The 16,516-nt window shown below is 56.4% G+C and carries 8 protein-coding genes and 5 pseudogenes; 10 read left to right on the top strand and 3 right to left on the bottom strand.

What is annotated here, in order from left to right; all coding sequences use genetic code 11:
• A pseudogene (locus tag NKJ75_RS32410) lies at positions 1 to 244 on the bottom strand (ATP-grasp domain-containing protein); the annotation flags it as partial.
• Positions 245 to 1,188: 944 nt separating this feature from the next.
• Between NKJ75_RS32410 and NKJ75_RS32405 the strand changes: the two are divergent.
• The 3 genes from NKJ75_RS32405 to NKJ75_RS32395 all read left to right on the top strand — a co-directional run bounded on the left by NKJ75_RS32405 (position 1,189) and on the right by NKJ75_RS32395 (position 4,215).
• Positions 1,189 to 1,749 carry an SET domain-containing protein-lysine N-methyltransferase gene (locus NKJ75_RS32405; protein WP_352500730.1) on the top strand — a complete coding sequence of 187 codons (561 nt, stop codon included), beginning with the start codon at positions 1,189 to 1,191 and terminating at the stop codon, positions 1,747 to 1,749.
• Between the two features lie 374 nt (positions 1,750 to 2,123).
• Complete coding sequence (ectB, locus tag NKJ75_RS32400; RefSeq protein ID WP_352500729.1) at positions 2,124 to 3,383, top strand: diaminobutyrate--2-oxoglutarate transaminase; 1,260 nt, start codon at positions 2,124 to 2,126, stop codon at positions 3,381 to 3,383.
• The gene (locus NKJ75_RS32395; protein ID WP_352500728.1) at positions 3,373 to 4,215 is read left to right on the top strand and encodes a 2OG-Fe(II)-dependent halogenase WelO5 family protein; all 843 of its coding nucleotides are present in this window, start codon (positions 3,373 to 3,375) and stop codon (positions 4,213 to 4,215) included. Before ectB ends, NKJ75_RS32395 begins: the two co-directional genes overlap by 11 nt.
• A 953-nt stretch (positions 4,216 to 5,168) precedes the next feature.
• Here the strand turns inward: NKJ75_RS32395 and NKJ75_RS32390 are convergent.
• Positions 5,169 to 6,014: a LuxR family transcriptional regulator gene (locus NKJ75_RS32390; protein WP_352500727.1), complete on the bottom strand. Its 846-nt coding sequence runs from the start codon at positions 6,012 to 6,014 to the stop codon at positions 5,169 to 5,171.
• Positions 6,015 to 6,319: 305 nt separating this feature from the next.
• Here NKJ75_RS32390 and NKJ75_RS32385 point away from each other — a divergent pair.
• The 6 genes and pseudogenes from NKJ75_RS32385 to NKJ75_RS32360 form a co-directional block, all read left to right on the top strand.
• A pseudogene (locus NKJ75_RS32385) lies at positions 6,320 to 7,495 on the top strand (IS3 family transposase).
• 450 nt (positions 7,496 to 7,945) lie between these two features.
• On the top strand, positions 7,946 to 9,310 hold the full coding sequence (locus NKJ75_RS32380; protein ID WP_352500726.1) for a hypothetical protein: 1,365 nt from the start codon (positions 7,946 to 7,948) through the stop codon (positions 9,308 to 9,310).
• A gap of 1,288 nt (positions 9,311 to 10,598) precedes the next feature.
• Positions 10,599 to 11,975 (top strand): M20/M25/M40 family metallo-hydrolase, encoded by a 1,377-nt coding sequence (locus tag NKJ75_RS32375; RefSeq protein ID WP_352500725.1) that lies wholly within the window; start codon positions 10,599 to 10,601, stop codon positions 11,973 to 11,975.
• Between the two features lie 368 nt (positions 11,976 to 12,343).
• A complete protein-coding gene (locus NKJ75_RS32370; RefSeq protein WP_352500724.1) occupies positions 12,344 to 13,576 on the top strand; it encodes a hydantoinase/carbamoylase family amidase in 1,233 nt (410 codons plus the stop codon).
• A gap of 588 nt (positions 13,577 to 14,164) precedes the next feature.
• Positions 14,165 to 14,509, top strand: a pseudogene (locus tag NKJ75_RS32365) (IS630 family transposase); the annotation flags it as partial.
• 33 nt (positions 14,510 to 14,542) lie between these two features.
• Positions 14,543 to 15,266, top strand: a pseudogene (locus NKJ75_RS32360) (integrase core domain-containing protein); the annotation flags it as partial.
• Between the two features lie 8 nt (positions 15,267 to 15,274).
• Here NKJ75_RS32360 and NKJ75_RS32355 read toward each other — a convergent pair.
• Positions 15,275 to 16,162 carry a TauD/TfdA dioxygenase family protein gene (locus tag NKJ75_RS32355; RefSeq protein WP_352500723.1) on the bottom strand — a complete coding sequence of 296 codons (888 nt, stop codon included), beginning with the start codon at positions 16,160 to 16,162 and terminating at the stop codon, positions 15,275 to 15,277.
• Positions 16,163 to 16,332: 170 nt separating this feature from the next.
• Here NKJ75_RS32355 and NKJ75_RS32350 point away from each other — a divergent pair.
• A pseudogene (locus NKJ75_RS32350) lies at positions 16,333 to 16,516 on the top strand (transposase); the annotation flags it as partial.

The following is a 16,516-nucleotide window of genomic DNA, read 5'->3' as shown; positions in this document are numbered from 1 at the left end:
AAAAGCCAGTAATGCCAGCAATCTCGTGCGTCTCTCCTAAGCGGGAAAATTCGCGGATCAGGGCATCGAGATCGTCTGTATCGACTGCGATTGCCTCCATCCCTTCCGCCGCAAGATAGTCGTACTTAGCTGGATTAGTCGACAGGGTGATTGGATGAAGACCAAGACGCTTGGCAGCTTCGACGTATAGCAGACCATTGCCCCTTGAATGACCCTCAAGGAGGATGAATGCTCTTTTGGCCACTGGCTATTGCTCCCGATTTTTGCGTGCTGTGCCGAGCCATAGCACAGCTTCATCTGCTTCTGATCTCAGACTGAGGTGAACATACCCTAGTCAGCGATCTACAGTCGCAAAGGTTCGGTGAATGAATTCATTTGAAGGTTCTGTGCAGCGGATCATTTGAACGCAAGGAAGGTTGGCAAACCGTTGGTCGGGCAATCAGACACGAACTGCTCTGCCAGTGAAGAGGTTGAGATTGAATTCGTACTTCGCCTGCCGTTAGGAGATGGTCCACGTCGATGCTTCGCTGATCCGAGCCGATGCAAGCTGGGACAGCTTCGCCGTTCGTGGCGTTCGCATCGATCGTCACCGAGGAGAGCACGCGAAATAGCGACCACCGATAGCGACGTCCGACAGGCTCCAAACTGAACCTGAACGAAACTCTCTCCTAACGTCACCAAAGGCCGCCAAAGACCAGTGGTAAGGCCGAGCGCTTCACCAGATAGCATTAACGGAGCGGGGCATACGGCCGGCATCAATGTGCCGTATGGGCGGCGATCTCAACCGCAGAAACGCCCACTCCATTGCGCGACTGATCCATGGAGGGAAGGGAACCAACATCAAACTGAGTAGCCAAGGTCACGTCAGACTTCATTTTGCCGAACTAATTGAGGTCGACCGACGGCATTGTGGTTCTCCGTCAAGCCAGCATAGACAACTCCGATCGACTTCCGACATTTTGTGTCGGGTTTGTCGGGTCCGTCGTGCCGTTGGGCAGCCTTTTCATCTCATGCATCGTCAGAAATGGCTGAGCAGCAATGAGAAGGCTCTTGCTTCAGCTCGTGTCAGCTGAAATGGCACGGATATTGAATGTCCTTCGTTGCCGAACCGGTACCTCAAGCCGCCATCGATAAGCCCGAAGGACCAAAAACCTGCTCACAACAAACCATGCGGAAAGGATCACCGCTATGAGAAAAAAGGAACGTTATTCTATATTAGATGATGACGCCGGTTGTGCAAGAATAATCAATGCGCGAAACGTGAAGACCGCGAGTGCGGGAGCAGACAGAGGGCGGGGGGTCTTTTCATCCCGTAAGTTTCTCCCTGGAGAAGTAGTCATGATCGGGATAATCGATAAACTTGAGGAAGAGAGGACGATATATAGCATACAAATAGACTGGAACATTCATGCTACATTCGAGGCGCCAGTCGTCTTCTCGAATCATTCTTGTAATCCAAATCTAGCGGTGGTTCCTAATCGATTCGGGGCCTATGACTTTGTTGCTGTTCACGAAATCGCTCGTGATGTCGAACTGACCTGGGACTATGCCACCACTGAATTCGATTCGATTGCGGTACAAGTCTGTCTTTGTTCCTCGAAAAATTGCCGAGGTGCGGCTGGGGGGTTCTCCACGTTGCCTCCTGATCATCCGATGCTCTCGGCGGCGTTTTACGCTCCCTATCTCCAGCAGCCGTCCAGACGCTTTCCGAGGGGGATAGGAATGTTTGGAAAGTTGGTTGGCTCCTAGAGCACGACCTTTGATCGACTGATCGGTTGTGATCTGAGAGCAGCGTTTTGCTCATTCGAGGTCCGGCTCACGGAGGCAGATGCCGTAGTCGGTGCTTGCCGGACAACTCTAGAAAACCAGCTCGTGTGTCCCATTCTCCGAAAGAGGTCGCATGCGGAGCTGCATGACGACGCTGGAGGCTTCGGAGTGCATGTGGGTAGTAGAGGAGCCAGGGCAGGGCCGGTCTGAAGTGCATCTGTGCAGCAGACGAAACGCAGCGGCTAGAGAGCAAATTTTCGCTCGGACTGCTTGGTCTTCTAAGTGGAGGAAAAACAAACTGACCAAAGCTACTTAATCGTCTTCGTTGAACGCGACGCTTACACAGGGACCCCAAAATGAACACCGACGCTTTTACGGCTCATGAGTCTAACGTTCGTCGCTACGGGCGGTCGTTTCCTGCAGTCTTTACGAGGGCTCTTGGAGCGACAATCTGGGACGAGGCCGGTAACCCCTATATCGATTTCCTCGTAGGGTCCGGCGCACTAAACTACGGACACAACAATCCAGACATTATTGCACCGGCAATAGAATATATGGTTGGGGCGAACATTCTCCTATCCCTAGACATGTATACGGCGGCAAAGCGTGACTTCATTGAAGCCTTTGTGGATTCGATCCTGAAGCCGAGGGGGCTTTCGTACAAAATACAATTTCCAGGGCCGACCGGCACAAACGCTAACGAAGCAGCGCTGGCACTGGCGCGAAAATATACTGGGCGCTCAAGCGTCATGGCGTTCACAAATGCCTTTCATGGCATGTCGCTCGGGTCTCTGGCGGTTTCAGGTTCGGCATCGACTAGGGAATTGGGCGGTGTTGCTCGCCATGATGTGATCCGTGTCCCATACGACACATACCCGAACGAAGGTTTCGATTCCGCGAGGTACATAGATTTCCTATTGGGCGACCCAGGCAGCGGCATTGAAAAGCCCGCCGCAATCATCCTGGAGACCATCCAGGCAGAAGGCGGCATGAACACTGCATCCGCAGCTTGGCTCATGGAAATTCAGGGCATTTGCCGCAGGTACGGCGTTGTTTTGATCGTCGACGACATCCAGGCGGGCGCAGGACGAACGGGCGAGTTCTTCTCATTTGAGTTTGCGGGCATTGATCCCGACATCATATGCCTTTCAAAGTCTCTCAGCGGATCAGGCAGCCCGTTCTCCATTGTTCTGATTCGGCCCGCCCTGGATATTTGGAATCCCGGAGAACATAGCGGGACGTTCAGAGGCAACAATCTCGCCTTCGTGACTGCAGGGGCTATGTGCAAAATGTGGTCCGACACGCAGTTCACTGCAGGCGTTGAGCGTACAGCCGCCAAACTCCAAGGACACCTGGACAGGCTCGTTGCTAAATTTCCCACGTGCATCGAACAAAAGCGCGGCCGTGGTCTGATGGCGGGTCTCAAATGCCGTTCACAGGCCATTGTCGGCCGTGTGCACGATGCCGCATTCGAAAATGGCCTGCTGATCGAATCTTCAGGACCAAATCGCGACGTCATCAAAGTCCTACCGCCGATAACCATCACCGATGACGAACTCGATCATGGCATCGCCATCCTTGATCACGCACTAAAGGAGCAAGTCAATGAAGGCTAATCAAGCGTCCCAAGCCGCAGCCAGCTCGCCTATTGCGATCAGAGAACGAACGGGCTCCATCAGCACTGCGGACATCATCTCAGTTCTGAAAGGTGAGATCACCGCTCTGCACGTCAAGCAAGCTTTCAGTACGGAAATAGCCGAGGAGATCACCGCCAACTTCAGTGGCAGTCCCGGTCTCAAAGAGCGTAAGGACGGCGTCCCCGGACAATATGTCGGCGCATCCCACTACAGGAAGGATGCAGCCACGTATTTCGCAGAGGCGGAAACTGCGCGACCGTACGTCGACGCCCTTTTTGAGAATCTGGTTGATCCGGTCCGAGCATTGTTCGACGCGTTGAAGCGCGACTTTCGCAAACATGGCGTTGAGTTGCGGCTGGCCCGTTCGGAGCACGGTCAGGCCAATGTTTGTCGCGCTCTCAGTTGGTCTGGCACCGGCACATTCTCCCTGGACCCCCACGACGACGTCGCGCAAGTGTTATGTGCGGGGAACGATTACGAGCTTTCGGCGGTGGCTTACAACACCGTCGCGGCACTTAACTTCTATCCCAGCATGCCCGAGAAAGGTGGCAATCTGCGGCTCTGGAGCCACAAGCCGACAGTGACCGACCGAAAGTCTCAAGGTGTGGAGACTACGGGCTATCCCTATTCGGCAGCCTATCTGGAGGGCGTTCCTTCTCGCGACTTCCAGCTCAGGGCGGGGGATATCGGCCTGATCGATGGCGGTTTCGTTCACGGGGTCACCGGTCAATCAGGCAACGGAAATCGTCGCCTGGTGCTGAACAGCTTTTTCGGGTTTGCACGGCCAGATCTTGTTCTCTGGTGGACATAACGTAGGATGTGGCAACGACTGATCGACTTTCGTCGACAGTTAAAGTTTCAGCATCGTACCATTGCGACGTGGAGTATTTGTCGCATTTCGGATTTCAGTCCGGCCTCGTTGAAGGACGGACTCAAGCGAGGCGAAGCGAGCCACTTGGTTGCAAGTAGGGCATTGCCGAATCGCCACAACCGCGAGGGCCGTGGGGAACAGAATGCGACGCTGAAGAAACTGCTCGCAGATTAGATACGTGCTTCGGCTACGTTGCCGCCAGTCCCGAAGCCGTCGTGCATCTGAGGGCCGCGATAGACACGTCGAAGCGACCGGGCTGTTCCATCGCAAGCGCCGACCTCTATAGATGGTCCGCATCCGATCCTGCCGTTCGCCGGAGATGACCGAGTGGCCCGCGGCGCCTCCCCAGCGAGCGCCGGCGCTTCACCTGCCGTCGGATGTTCTTCCTACTCAAGCGAAGGTGAACCGTCCGAGATCAACCGCATCTATCGGCTTTACTGGAAGGAACCTCGCGGTGCAGAAGCGATCACGGCGACAGTCGATCGGCACACGGGCGCAATTCTGGTCACCGGCGCCAATCCGGGCATAATCGTCCCCACCAGGCACCGGGTGACCTCGAACACCCATCCTTGACTGGTCGAACGGATCATCGCTCGGAATCTTCAAGCGCCGGAACGCGACGAGCTCCTGGACGAGAGGTTCTTCGGCCTCAATCACGCGCGCAGCGTTCATCTCCGACGGGTGGACGATTGCGACAACGTGAGGCCACCTTCGTCGCTCTGTCTATCAGACCGCGGCAGCCTGTAACGGGATCATTACCCTAAATGGCCTCGCACTAAGCGGATTGAAGGCTCTGCACCTTTGCCGGTTGGTCGAACCGCCGCTGCGGCGTAAGTGAAAGGGTCGAGACTCTAATCGTCGCCGGATGAGAACTCAGTGGCGGTCAGCCGCTCTTATGGTTCGACAATTCCGATATTGACGGCCCTTATAGCCGCGACCGTTCTGCTGCCAGTATCCAATTTTCGCATTACGTTTCTAATGTGAAAATTGACAGTGTTTATGGAAATCCCAATAATTGTTGCTATTTCCCAAGACGTCTTCCCTCTCGCAGCCCAAAGGATGCACTCTATTTCCCTGGACGAAAGCTCGGGAGATCCTTCTGTGCGAACCAAATGCGAGAGCTCCGCGTGTCTAAGATGGAAATGAAGTGCGGCAAGCTCCAAGTATGTGACTGCTCTATTCGGAAAACCGTGGTCCATACATTGAGCAAAGCTCATGATTGCAACTCTACCTTGGGGGCCGTGCAATGGAACGCTGATGCCCGACCTTAAGCCAAACGTCGCCGCCTCATCGAGAACACGTCGTTCCTGTTCAGTCGTGTTTGCATCTTTGTAAACATCACTCCATCGAAAGGCGCTTGTCCGCTGTCGACTCGTCTTGATGATGGGATCTATTCTATCATAACCCATTTCGAGATAACGCTCCTGCCATCCATCAGGATAGTTCAGCATGATCGGCGGATCGCGTCGGATCGGGTTTAAAAATCTTTGGTCGAGTGTAGGAGGGCCATAGGCGATCCACGGGCAATCAAGATTCAGGGCAAAATTAGATAATAGGTCGAACAACTGCTCGGACTGAGCAACGGTGTCAGCCTGATCGAGAAACCGGCCGAACTCCATCGCAAACGCTTCTCTGGCTCCCGTGGGAAAATGCATCGACGGGACCAAAGAAGATCGGTCGGACATTTTGGTTGCCAGCCCGTTAGTTTGAGAGACAGCTGTTATAGGCCGGCCTTCCATAGTCTCTTCTCCGCAGCCATTTGCGCCGGATATCGTCACTCGGGCACAAAGCTGCCGGCTCTAAGGCTACGACTCTGGGCGAGGTGTCCTGCAGCCGGCACCGTCAGACTACTATCGCATTGTTGCGATATGCGAAGTTATTTCGAGTTAATTGTACATTACACGTGCTTCGTAAAACCTTAACATTGTAACTTAGTTCAGCTTATGCAATGTTTCGTAAGCCGATTTTCACGGAACACATTCTGACGTTGCCCCTTTGTTTAATCCAGTGTGAAGTTCGCTCTGGCCCAACGCGAGGACCAAGAATGAAGCAAAGCCGTTTCAGTGAAGAGCAGATCATCGGGATTTTGAAGGAGCACGAGGCCGGAGTATCGGTGGCCGATCTGTGCCGCAAGCACGGGGTCAGCGGCGCCAGCATCTACAAATGGAAGGCGAAGTATGGCGGCATGGTCGTGTCGGAAGCGAAGCGGCTGAAGTCGCTGGAGGATGAGAACGCTCGTCTGAAGCGGCTCCTTGCGGACGCCATGCTCGACAATACCGCTTTGAAAGATTGGTAACGCCCGCTGCCGAGCGAGAGCCTGTCTCGCATCTTCGAACGGCATTCGAGTTGAGCGAGCGGCGGGTGTGCAAGACCATCGGCTGCTGCCGGATGACGGTTCGCCACAAGGCGAGCCGTGGCGAGGATGGTGACCTGAGGGAGCTGATGAATGCGATCGCGCATGAGCGCCGGCGCTTCGGCTATCGCCGCCTGCACGTGCTGCTCCGGCGGGAAGTTATGTGGTCAATCACAAGCGTCTGTTCCGGCTCTATCGCGAGGAGAAGCTTGCCGTTCGCCGCCGTGGCGGCCGCAAGCGGCCCATTGGAACGCGGGCACCGATGATGGTTCCCGTTGCACCCAACGACCGTAGGTCACTGGACTTCGTGTCGGATTAGCTGACCGATGGCCGTCGCTTCCGGATATTGACCGTCATCGAGGACTGCACGCGCGAGTGCCTGGGGTTGGTCGCGGATACGTCTCTGTCCGGCGTGAGGGTTGCCCGCGAACTCAATCGGCTCATGATCGAACGCCGCAAGCCGAAGATGGTGGTCACAATGGCAGCGAACTGACCAGCAATGCGATCTTGCCTGGGCCGATGCAAGCCGCGTGGACATTATATCGCGCCGGGCAAGCCAATGCAGAACGGCTTCATCGAGAGCTTCAACGGTCGCCTCCGTGACGAACTGCTGAACGAGATGCTGTTCACCTCATTGGCACAGGCTCGCGCGGTTCTGGCCAGTTGGCGGACAGATTACAACTTCGATCGCTAACATTCGCGGCTCAGATGGCAGACCCCCTTCGAGTTCGCCCTAACCTTCACCCCGCGACGGGCACAGCGCTGCGCACTATGATCAGCTCCGCGCCTGTTCCGGTTGCTCGGCAATGGGCCAAAGTTCATGTGGCCGCGTCGATTTGCTCTGCAATATCGCGGCGACGGTGCTGAGGAGTTCATCGGAAACTGAGACGTCTCGAAACGTCTCGGCCGCGATCTATGTGGGTCACAGTGTTCAGCGCATTGGCCAATGCTTAACCCGCGGTGTCGGGCCTCTCCGCCGCACCGCACCTGGCGTCTAACTTCCGCGTGGCGGCGGGCCGTTGTGGTTCAGCAACCAGCGAAGAGAGGTAGCGGTGGAACGTCAAGCCATCAGATTTAGCAGTTCCCGAAAAACGTCAACACACTATTCTTCAACTCCCGTCAAAACTAGGCGGCATAAAACGAACCGGCCAAACGACGCGAAACGAAGCTGTAATTGCGCGCACGACAGTCTCCTGACTACCAGCAGGAGCTAACTCGCATAAACTGTGGGCTCTCGCAAAATCAATACCGAAAGGCCTCTAGATAGGAGCTGCTCATGACAACCCAGATGGGGTCTGCCCCGCGGAAATCACAATAATGCCTGCAATCAGCCAAGCGGATACACTAGTTGAGCGCCGACTCTGCGCACTCGCAACTTCCGAGCCAGCCTCGATCTGGAGGGCACAGGACGAACTTTCCAAGGCCGTTGCAGAGGTCGGCATGCACTTTGAAGGGCGGGCGTATCCCGTATGTCTCAGGCCCCTTGCGATTGACTGCGATCTGGGAAACCACCTCGGCGCTGTCGCCGAGGGCGTAATCAACCTCCTTGATGTTGCCGCTGAGCTGTATTGCTGCAATGAAGAGGTGCAAGACTTGTTTCCAGCCTATAAACATCTGCGGCATTGGACTACTCGGCTTCCAGAATATCGGCCAATTGTGAGAATATGCCGACTGGACGGCTTGTTTGGCATGGACGGACATTATAAGGTAATTGAGACGAACACCGAAGGGCCGGGCGGTGTTATTCAGAACGGCCTCGCCGCAAAAGTGTGGAGTCGTGTAGCCAATCCATTGGTACAGGGCCTAGCGCTTGACGTGAGTAGGCAGCCGTTCGCGAAGGATCCGACCTGCTTTGTTAGGGAGCTTGTGTCTTCCTATCGAGTTGCAACTGGCCGTGAGCTCAGAACCGCCGCCGTAGTCAACTTTCGCGGCCGTTATACAAACGAAGTAGATTGGATTGTGAACGATCTAAAACTCGCGGGTGTCAAAGCAGAATTGCTAGACATCACCGCGATGAAGCGAACGCCTCGTGGGCTTGTCGGGCCGGACGGCGAACTCATTGAGCTCGTTTACAATAAGCTAGATGTTAGGGAACTCATTAACAATGAGGAATCCAGTGAGTATTTAGAATCGTGTGCGCACCAAGAAGTGATCTCGATAAATAACTGGATCTCACAATGGATATTATCCGACAAAGCGATGCTTGCTGTACTCAGTGACGATCGGTTCAGAACAAATTTTAGCGCCAAGCAAGCAACGCTTATTGAGCGCCACATCCCATGGACGCGTCTAGTTAAACCCGGAATAACAATCAACCCGGAAAGGAGCAAGATCGAGCTCATTGATTTCATCCGGGAGAATAAGGCGAGTCTCGTGCTAAAGCCGTCTAATGCGACTCGTGGCGAGAACGTTGTGATTGGGCGTTCCACACCCCCAGAAGTGTGGGAGGAACATATTGGCCGGGCCGCCCACAACCCATACGTCGTTCAGGAGTACCTCAGGCCCGGAGAGATTACGGCTCTTCAGCTGCCAAGTCGCTCCATCAAGAAAATGGGGTATGGGATCGACTGCTATGTATTTGGTGGCCGCCTGGCAGGTTTTCAGTCGCGCGCCAGCGTCGATTCTGTAATGAACGTTGGACGGAGTGGGGTTCTACTGCCTATCGCTGTCACTGCTGCGTGAAGACCGGTGCGAATCGTCGTTGCGATCGTCGGTATTGTGGGGCCGTGAGAACCTTGATCAATGCAATAGACGTGGCGCTGACTTAAAGCCTGTTGAGGTTCATTGCGCCATTATCGATAGTTCCTAAATCAAGAGGCAGCGGCAGGGTGCGCCTCGACTGCGGGATGCAGTCTTGGCCCCGGGTCGCCCAGATCATCAATGACGGTGTTGCTGTCGAAGGCCTTGCCGGCGATCAGCCGGGGGGAAGTAACGCGAGTCGAAAAGGGGGTGACGCCCACCGCATCGAAGCCGTTGTCCTGACAGGAGCGCGAAGCGCGAGATTGCGAACGCATCGCTAGCGCACTTGTCGCAAGCGCGTCGCCTATTCCGATGAATCCTGGACTCAACAAGCCTCAAGAGATGGATCGCACCGCGGCGCAATTTGTTTGATCCTCGGCACATTTCCCCGAAGACATGATTGGCGCTCCTTCCCCAACCGGGCCTGACACCCATTGGACTTTCACCTAGCCCCGCTTAGGACCTGACCATTGTGTTAAGGGCGCGTTGAACAATGCGCAGGCGGGGAGCCGTGAAACAGCGCATGTGGTCCTCGGTTGCGGTCTCCATCTCAAAACCAGATGACGGCGATACACGGACTGAATTTGACGCAAACTCTGCGGTCTGAACAATTACCGAGAAGGCGAAATCAGGTCAGCGGGAAAGGGGGGATGGAACATGACAGTGAAGTCGGCTGACAATGTTGCATCCAATCGCCTAGTCTCTCATGTGAATACATTTCCACCCTGTTCTCCATAGCAAGGTAAAAATTGTTCCGGCTTCTCCCTTTCATCTCGTACTCACAAGCTGCGGGGCATCGAGGTGGTGTATAAGGGCCAATTGCGACTTTATCCCCAACGAACTCGGGCATTCGAAGAGGTTTGCCAACCGAGGTATCCCGCGGCTCGCCTCTCCATCGCAAGCACAATCCATTCTGGAGTGCCCTCAGAAGCTCTCGAAGCTATTTGGGACCGAGATCGAAATCGACAACTACATTGCATCATCAAACTGCGGCCCAACGGCGCGCGCGCCTTCGCTCCTGCGGCCGGTGGTATTCTGCCGCTCGCCGCCGGAAGTTGTTTTGACCTTTCGAGGTCCGGCGGCGTGCATGCGCGCCGGCCCGCCTCGGCCCCTTTTTCCGTGCTACTATGACTAGTACCACCACTGAAGGTAGTTCAATGTCGAGTGACCGACCGGCCTGTCCCTGAAAACACCCATACCTCTAGCACACTCCTCTTCATACATGCATGACATGACTTCTGATACGCTGAACTCAGTCTTTGAACACATTGAGGCGAACCGCGCCCCCTTTCTCGACCGCTTGATCGACTATCTTCGGCACCCAAGCATCAGCGCTGAGAATGTCGGCATCGCTGAAGTCGGTGCGCTGCTGGTCGAGATGCTCAGCGGGATGGGGCTCGAGACCACTCTGGCGCCGACCGAAGGGTATCCAATGGTGGTTGCGCGCTGGGAGAAGGCGCCGGGCAAAGCAACTGTTCTGCTCTACGGCCATTACGACGTGCAGCCGGCTGATCCAATCGACAAATGGCACTCGCCGCCTTTCGAGCCGACCATCCGCGACGGGCGTCTTTACGCACGTGGCGCAGGTGACAACAAAGGCCAGCACTTCGCGCAAATCCTGGCAATCGAATCCCACCTCCATGTGCACGGTGAACTGCCCTGCAACGTCATCCTGCTGCTGGAAGGCGAAGAGGAGATAGGCAGTCCCCATATCGCGGATTTCGTGAAGGCTAACAAGGAAGCGCTAAAAGCTGATCTTGCCGTTACCGCCGATGGCCCGCGTCATGCGAGCGGGGCATCTATGATCAAGTTCGGATCGCGCGGAGAGGTGTCTTTTGAACTGCGCTGCCGCCACGCTAACCGCGACTTGCATTCGGGTAACTACGGCGGCGTCGTGCCGAATCCAATCTGGACACTGGTCCATGCGCTAGGCTCTATGAAGAATGCCGATGGTGAAATCACCATTGACGGTTTCGACGATGAAATCGTGCCACCCTCACGGGAGGAACTGATTGCCGTCGAGCGATTACCTCTGGATGTAGAGGCTGTGAAGCGTAGTCTCAATCTTGGGCGGCTTGATGTGCCCGAGCACCGGCCATTTTACGAGCGCCTGTGCTTTCGCCCTACGCTGACGATCAATGGCTTCCACGGAGGCTATGGCGGACCCGGTAGCAAGAGCGTCCTGCCCAACGAAGCGTTCGTGAAATGCGACATACGGCTCGTGGACGCACAGGACCCCGCGGACATTCTGCGCAAGGTCGCCGCCCATGTGCAAAAACATGCGCCCGAAGTGGAGTTTGTGGCGCAAGGTAGCATCCATCCCTCGAAGACGCCCATAGCCTCCCCATTTACCGCGACGCTGTGCGGCGCTTTCGTCGCTGCTCAAGGGGAGAAGCCTTTGCTGGTCCCCGCTGGATTCGGCAGTCTGCCTTGCTACGTGTTCACAAAGATTCTGGGGATACCTGCTTTCCAAACGCCATACGCAAACCCTGATGAGGCAAACCATGCGCCCAACGAAAATCTGACGCTCGACTGCTTTTACAGCGGGATTCGCACAGGCGCCGCGTTATTGAACGAGCTTGGCTCGTTCCAGCTTCCTGCGAGTTAGGCCGCTGGAGAGCGTCCGATGCTGGAAGGTCACGTATTCGTCAGGGACGAGTAGCCGATCCCGGATGATCGCCGCGTATGTACTGCAACGGAAGTTCTTGACCGATGAAATGGCCCCGGCCGAGCCTGACGAAATCATCGCTACGCCCGCGCCACCAGTTCAGGCCGGGGTCGACTTACTTCACCTCAGCAACAGCTTCAGGCTAGGTGCTGATCGGAAATGGCCGAGTTGTTCTCCATACTAGCCAGCGCCGCTGATGATGAAACAACGTTTTCCCCGGCGATCTAGCAGTCAGCGAGAGGTCGACGATATTCACAGACCGCTGCATTTTCGCTGCATCCGTTTTGATTAAAAGGACAGTAAACCAAATGCCAAGCATCAATGCCGAACGTTTGCTCTCGGATCTCAGATATTTCGCACGGTTCGGCGCGTATAGGGCAGGCGTCCATCGCCCAACCTATTCGAAAGAGGATATGGAGAGCCGCCGCTGGTTGTCGCAGCAATACGAAGCTATAGGACTTCAGGCTCAAATCGACGGGGTAGGCAATGTCTTCGGAATGCCCCATCTCGAGCGGCGATCGCTGTTGATTGGATCGCACGCAGAGTCCCAGAATTACGCCGGTTGGCTTGACGGGGCGCTTGGGGTGATCTACGGCCTTGAAATTGCCCGAACCTTCTCGGAAGCAGCGGACTGCGCAGGCCTCTCCATTGCACCAGTGGCATGGGCGGATGAAGAAGGTCACTACATCTCAACGCTTGGAAGTCGTTCATTTATAGGTGAAATCGACGAGGCGGAGATCGATCGCGCGGCGAATGTCGATCACGGCCTGCCGCTCAGGGACGCGCTCCGTGCGGCCGGGCTAGCCGGGGTGTCTCGATTTCAGTTGGTACCAGAACGCTACGTCGGTTATCTGGAAGCACACATCGAACAAGGCGACTCGCTGCAAGCCTCGGGCCATCGGATCGGTGTAGTTACTAGCATTGTTGGGACCTGGCAGTATTCAATTGCTTTTCACGGCGCTCAAAATCACGCCGGTACGACGCGCATGGCTATAAGAAAGGATGCCGGCCTCGCTGCAGCGACACTGGTAATGGCAATCGCCGAGCGCTTTCCGAGGGTGGCCGACCCGCGCTCCGTCTGGACAACCGGTCGCATTAGGCTTGAGCCGGGCGCTCCAAGCATAATTCCGGGCAAGGCAGAGGTGTTGTTCCAATTCCGGGATTCGGAGATGCCGGTCCTTGAGCGGCTGGATGCGACCTTAAGGGACCTAGTCCAAGAGACCGCCGTCAAAACCGGCTGCGGCGCCGAGATCGAGCGGACAGAAGCCGGCACACCACGGACCATGGATTCGGCCTTCCAGGCCGCGATAGAGAATGCCGCCGCGCGCCAGGCACTCGGCTGCCATGTGAGGATGCCCAGTGCAGCCAGTCACGACGCACAGGTCGTTGCCCGAAGATTGAGAGCCGCCATGCTTTTTGTGCCAAGCGTCGGCGGTATAAGCCATCACTGGACTGAAAACACCGATAGTTCCGACCTCGTCGCCGGCTGTCAAGTACTGGCTGATGCCGCCGAGACTATACTACTCGGTGAATACAGGTGACAGAGGGTCCAAACCGAATTGGGTGATTGCATGGCATCTCCGCCAGTGCGGCGTACCGAATCGGGACCTGGTTTCAAATCAGGCGCTGGACCTCTGCTGACTTAGGATGCGTTGACCTTTGTGATGGACGGCCTCCGGTCGCGACGAGCCCACTCTGTGGTACGCCGTAAGATAAGGCGGGCTGGCGGCATCATCGGGATTGCGCAATGATATCGGGGGCGCACCTTCGTTGTACAACGAACCTCCACGGGATCGCGGAGCACGAATTCCTCGCGCCCTGGAGATTCCAGCCTAAATGTCTGATCTGGCGGGAGGAGGATCCCGACAGCCGTGACAAGCAAAAGGCCAAACTCACCCGCGTTGCGTTCGGCCTTGTAGCCGGCGTATGTTGGACCTGCATTTTCCTTGCGATCCGGAGTGTAGAGAGAGGCGACGCCTGCTAGAGCACGTCCTTTGATCGATGGATCGATTGTGATGTGACGGCTGCGTTTTGTTCTGATTCAACATCCACCTCGATGGAGGTTGACGATGGGAAGAGCATTTACCGTGGATCTTCGGTCGCGGGTCTTGTAGGCTTCGGACGAGGGCATGTCGGCGCGGCAAGCGGCGGCGCGGTTCGCCGTGGGAGTGTCCAGCGCGATCCGCTGGATTGCCCGGGCGAAGATCGGCGAACTGGCGCCACGCCCGCAGGGCCGCCGCCGCGCCTCCAGCCTCAATGCGCATGAAGCCTTCTCGTCGGGCTGATCGAGGAGCGCAAGGACATCACGCTGAACGAGATGGTGGAGCGGCTCGTCGCCGAGCAGTCGGTGCGGATCAGCCGCAGCGCCTTGAGCGCCTGGCTTCGCGGCCACGGCTGGACATTCGCAAAAAGTCGCACTGGAGCAGGATCGCCCCGACATTCTGAAGCGGCGCCGGTTCGATGGCCAGTTCGACCCGGCCGATGCCAGGCGTTGCAGGCAGCGATGCAAACCGGCGAAGAGGAAATTCAAGAGCTACCCGATCGGCTACTTCCACATCGAATGCGGAGGTCAGGACCGAGCAGGGCAAACTGCACATGTTCGTCGCTATCGACCGCACCTCGAAATTCGCCTTCGTCGAGTTGCACGAGAAGGCCCCACCGCCGTCTGTAAAGAGTTCCTGCTCCGGCTGATCGCGGCCGTGCCCTACAAAATCCACACCGTGCTTACCGACAACGGCATCCAGTTCACCACCCCCGGTGCCGGTGGCTCGGCGGTGCCTCTAATAAACGAGGCAATCGCCAATGGCGAGATCTTCCGCGCTCACGCCTTCGAATACGCCTGCGCCGGGAACGACATCGAGCACCGCACGACCAAGGCAAGGCATCCGTGAACCAACGGCCAGGTCGAGAGAATGAACCGGACCATCAAGGACGCCACCGTCAAGCGCTTCTACTACGAGAGCCATGACCAGCTACGCACCAATCTCGCCGACTTCGTTGCCGCCTACAACTTCGCTCGCAGACCCAAGACCCTCAAGGGTCTCACGCCCCTACGAGTTCATCTGCAAGGCGTGGGCGTCACAAGAACAAACTGGATTGCCAGCCGATCAGTCGACTTCGGCGCCACATAGAGCTTTCATGGGCGCCCGATCGCCTTGCAGACGTTTCTCCATCCACGGCCCCAGTCAAGTCGGGAATTCAGCTACCCGGAGAGGGCCACCTTCGCCCTAAAGTACGGTCTAAATGACCTTTGCCGCCGAAGCCGGCTGGGTAAATTTAGATCGCACAACACTGCACCGGCCATCAACACTGATGGGAACCTCGCCCTCGATCGTTGCGCGACGAACGACGCGGCGTTGGCGACCGTAATCCTTGGTCGCACAATGCATCGTTGCACGATTGTCCCAGATGGCGATATCACCCTGCTTCCACTTCCAGCGCACCGTGTTTTCCTGCGCGATGACATGAGACTCAAATAGGTCGAATAGCCTCTGGCCGTCATATTTGGATACGCCAACGAAGCGCGTTACGTAAATGCCGAGTACAAGCGTGCGCTCGCCGGTCTCGGGGTGGACGCGCACGACTGGATGCTCTGTCTCGATTATCGGTCCAGTATGCGTCTCGGTAGAAGACCTGAGATAAGATCCGGGGAAGCTGTGGACAGCCCAGAGTTCGTCGGCCAGCCGTTGCAGAGGCAACGGTAAGTCGAGATATGCGGCCGCCGTATTGGACCAAACAGTGTCGCCGCCGACTGGCGGGATCACAACGCCTCGCAACACCGCGATCTTGGGATAGGCGTCCATGCAGGACCAATCTATGTGCCAAATGTCAGCCCCGATATCGCCACGTGCGGAATCGATGTCGAAAATCGGCGTCGTTCCCTCCGGATATGGTGAGGGCTTCCCGAATCGCAGAGCAAAGCGCTCCTGCCCAGCGTCGTCAACATGGTCCTGGTCACGGAAGAAGATGACCTTGTGCTCAAGCACCAAGCCGTTTATTGCAGCGATGGTCCGGTCCGGCAAATCAGCCGACAGCTTGAGATTGCGAATTTCAGCACCGATGCGCGCCGAGCATTTGATGACATCCGTACGTGGAATGACATTGTCGATCAAGTCCATTTCACTCATGGGAATTCTCCGATGCTGCAGTTGTTTGCCATCCGAAGCTTAGTGTCATGTATTATCACGAACCGCACCTACCACTTCTAGTGGGCTGATCTCGCCCGAAGCGAGCTCAGCGCCAAGCCGCATGACCAGCATCATGGCCGCCCCATTTTGCAGAACTTGACGCACACAACCTTGAGGCCGAGATGGACGATGCGCTGGGTGCCTCGAAGAGCGAGCGCACGCCCGAACGGCTTGGCTATCGCTCGGGCTATTACGGCCGTACCCTTGTGACGCGGGTCGGCAAGCTCGAGCTGCGGGTTCCGCAGGACCGGGCCGGGCGCTTCTCCACCGAGCTGTTCGAGCGCTACCAGCGTT

Source organism: Mesorhizobium sp. M0058 (genome assembly GCF_040323095.1).
Taxonomy (GTDB): Bacteria; Pseudomonadota; Alphaproteobacteria; order Rhizobiales; family Rhizobiaceae; genus Mesorhizobium.
Note: the sequence above shows the minus strand (reverse complement) of the source record. Positions and strands in the feature narration are given on the sequence as shown.

Excerpts from the sequence above, each read along its gene's own strand:
- NKJ75_RS32355 (WP_352500723.1), bottom strand. The coding sequence starts at position 16,162 with ATGAGTGAAATGGACTTGATCGACAATGTCATTCCACGTACGGATGTC.
- NKJ75_RS32380 (WP_352500726.1), top strand. The coding sequence starts at position 7,946 with ATGCCTGCAATCAGCCAAGCGGATACACTAGTTGAGCGCCGACTCTGC.
- NKJ75_RS32395 (WP_352500728.1), top strand. The coding sequence starts at position 3,373 with ATGAAGGCTAATCAAGCGTCCCAAGCCGCAGCCAGCTCGCCTATTGCG.
- NKJ75_RS32405 (WP_352500730.1), top strand. The coding sequence starts at position 1,189 with ATGAGAAAAAAGGAACGTTATTCTATATTAGATGATGACGCCGGTTGT.
- NKJ75_RS32370 (WP_352500724.1), top strand. The coding sequence starts at position 12,344 with ATGCCAAGCATCAATGCCGAACGTTTGCTCTCGGATCTCAGATATTTC.
- ectB (WP_352500729.1), top strand. The coding sequence starts at position 2,124 with ATGAACACCGACGCTTTTACGGCTCATGAGTCTAACGTTCGTCGCTAC.
- NKJ75_RS32390 (WP_352500727.1), bottom strand. The coding sequence starts at position 6,014 with ATGGAAGGCCGGCCTATAACAGCTGTCTCTCAAACTAACGGGCTGGCA.
- NKJ75_RS32375 (WP_352500725.1), top strand. The coding sequence starts at position 10,599 with ATGACTTCTGATACGCTGAACTCAGTCTTTGAACACATTGAGGCGAAC.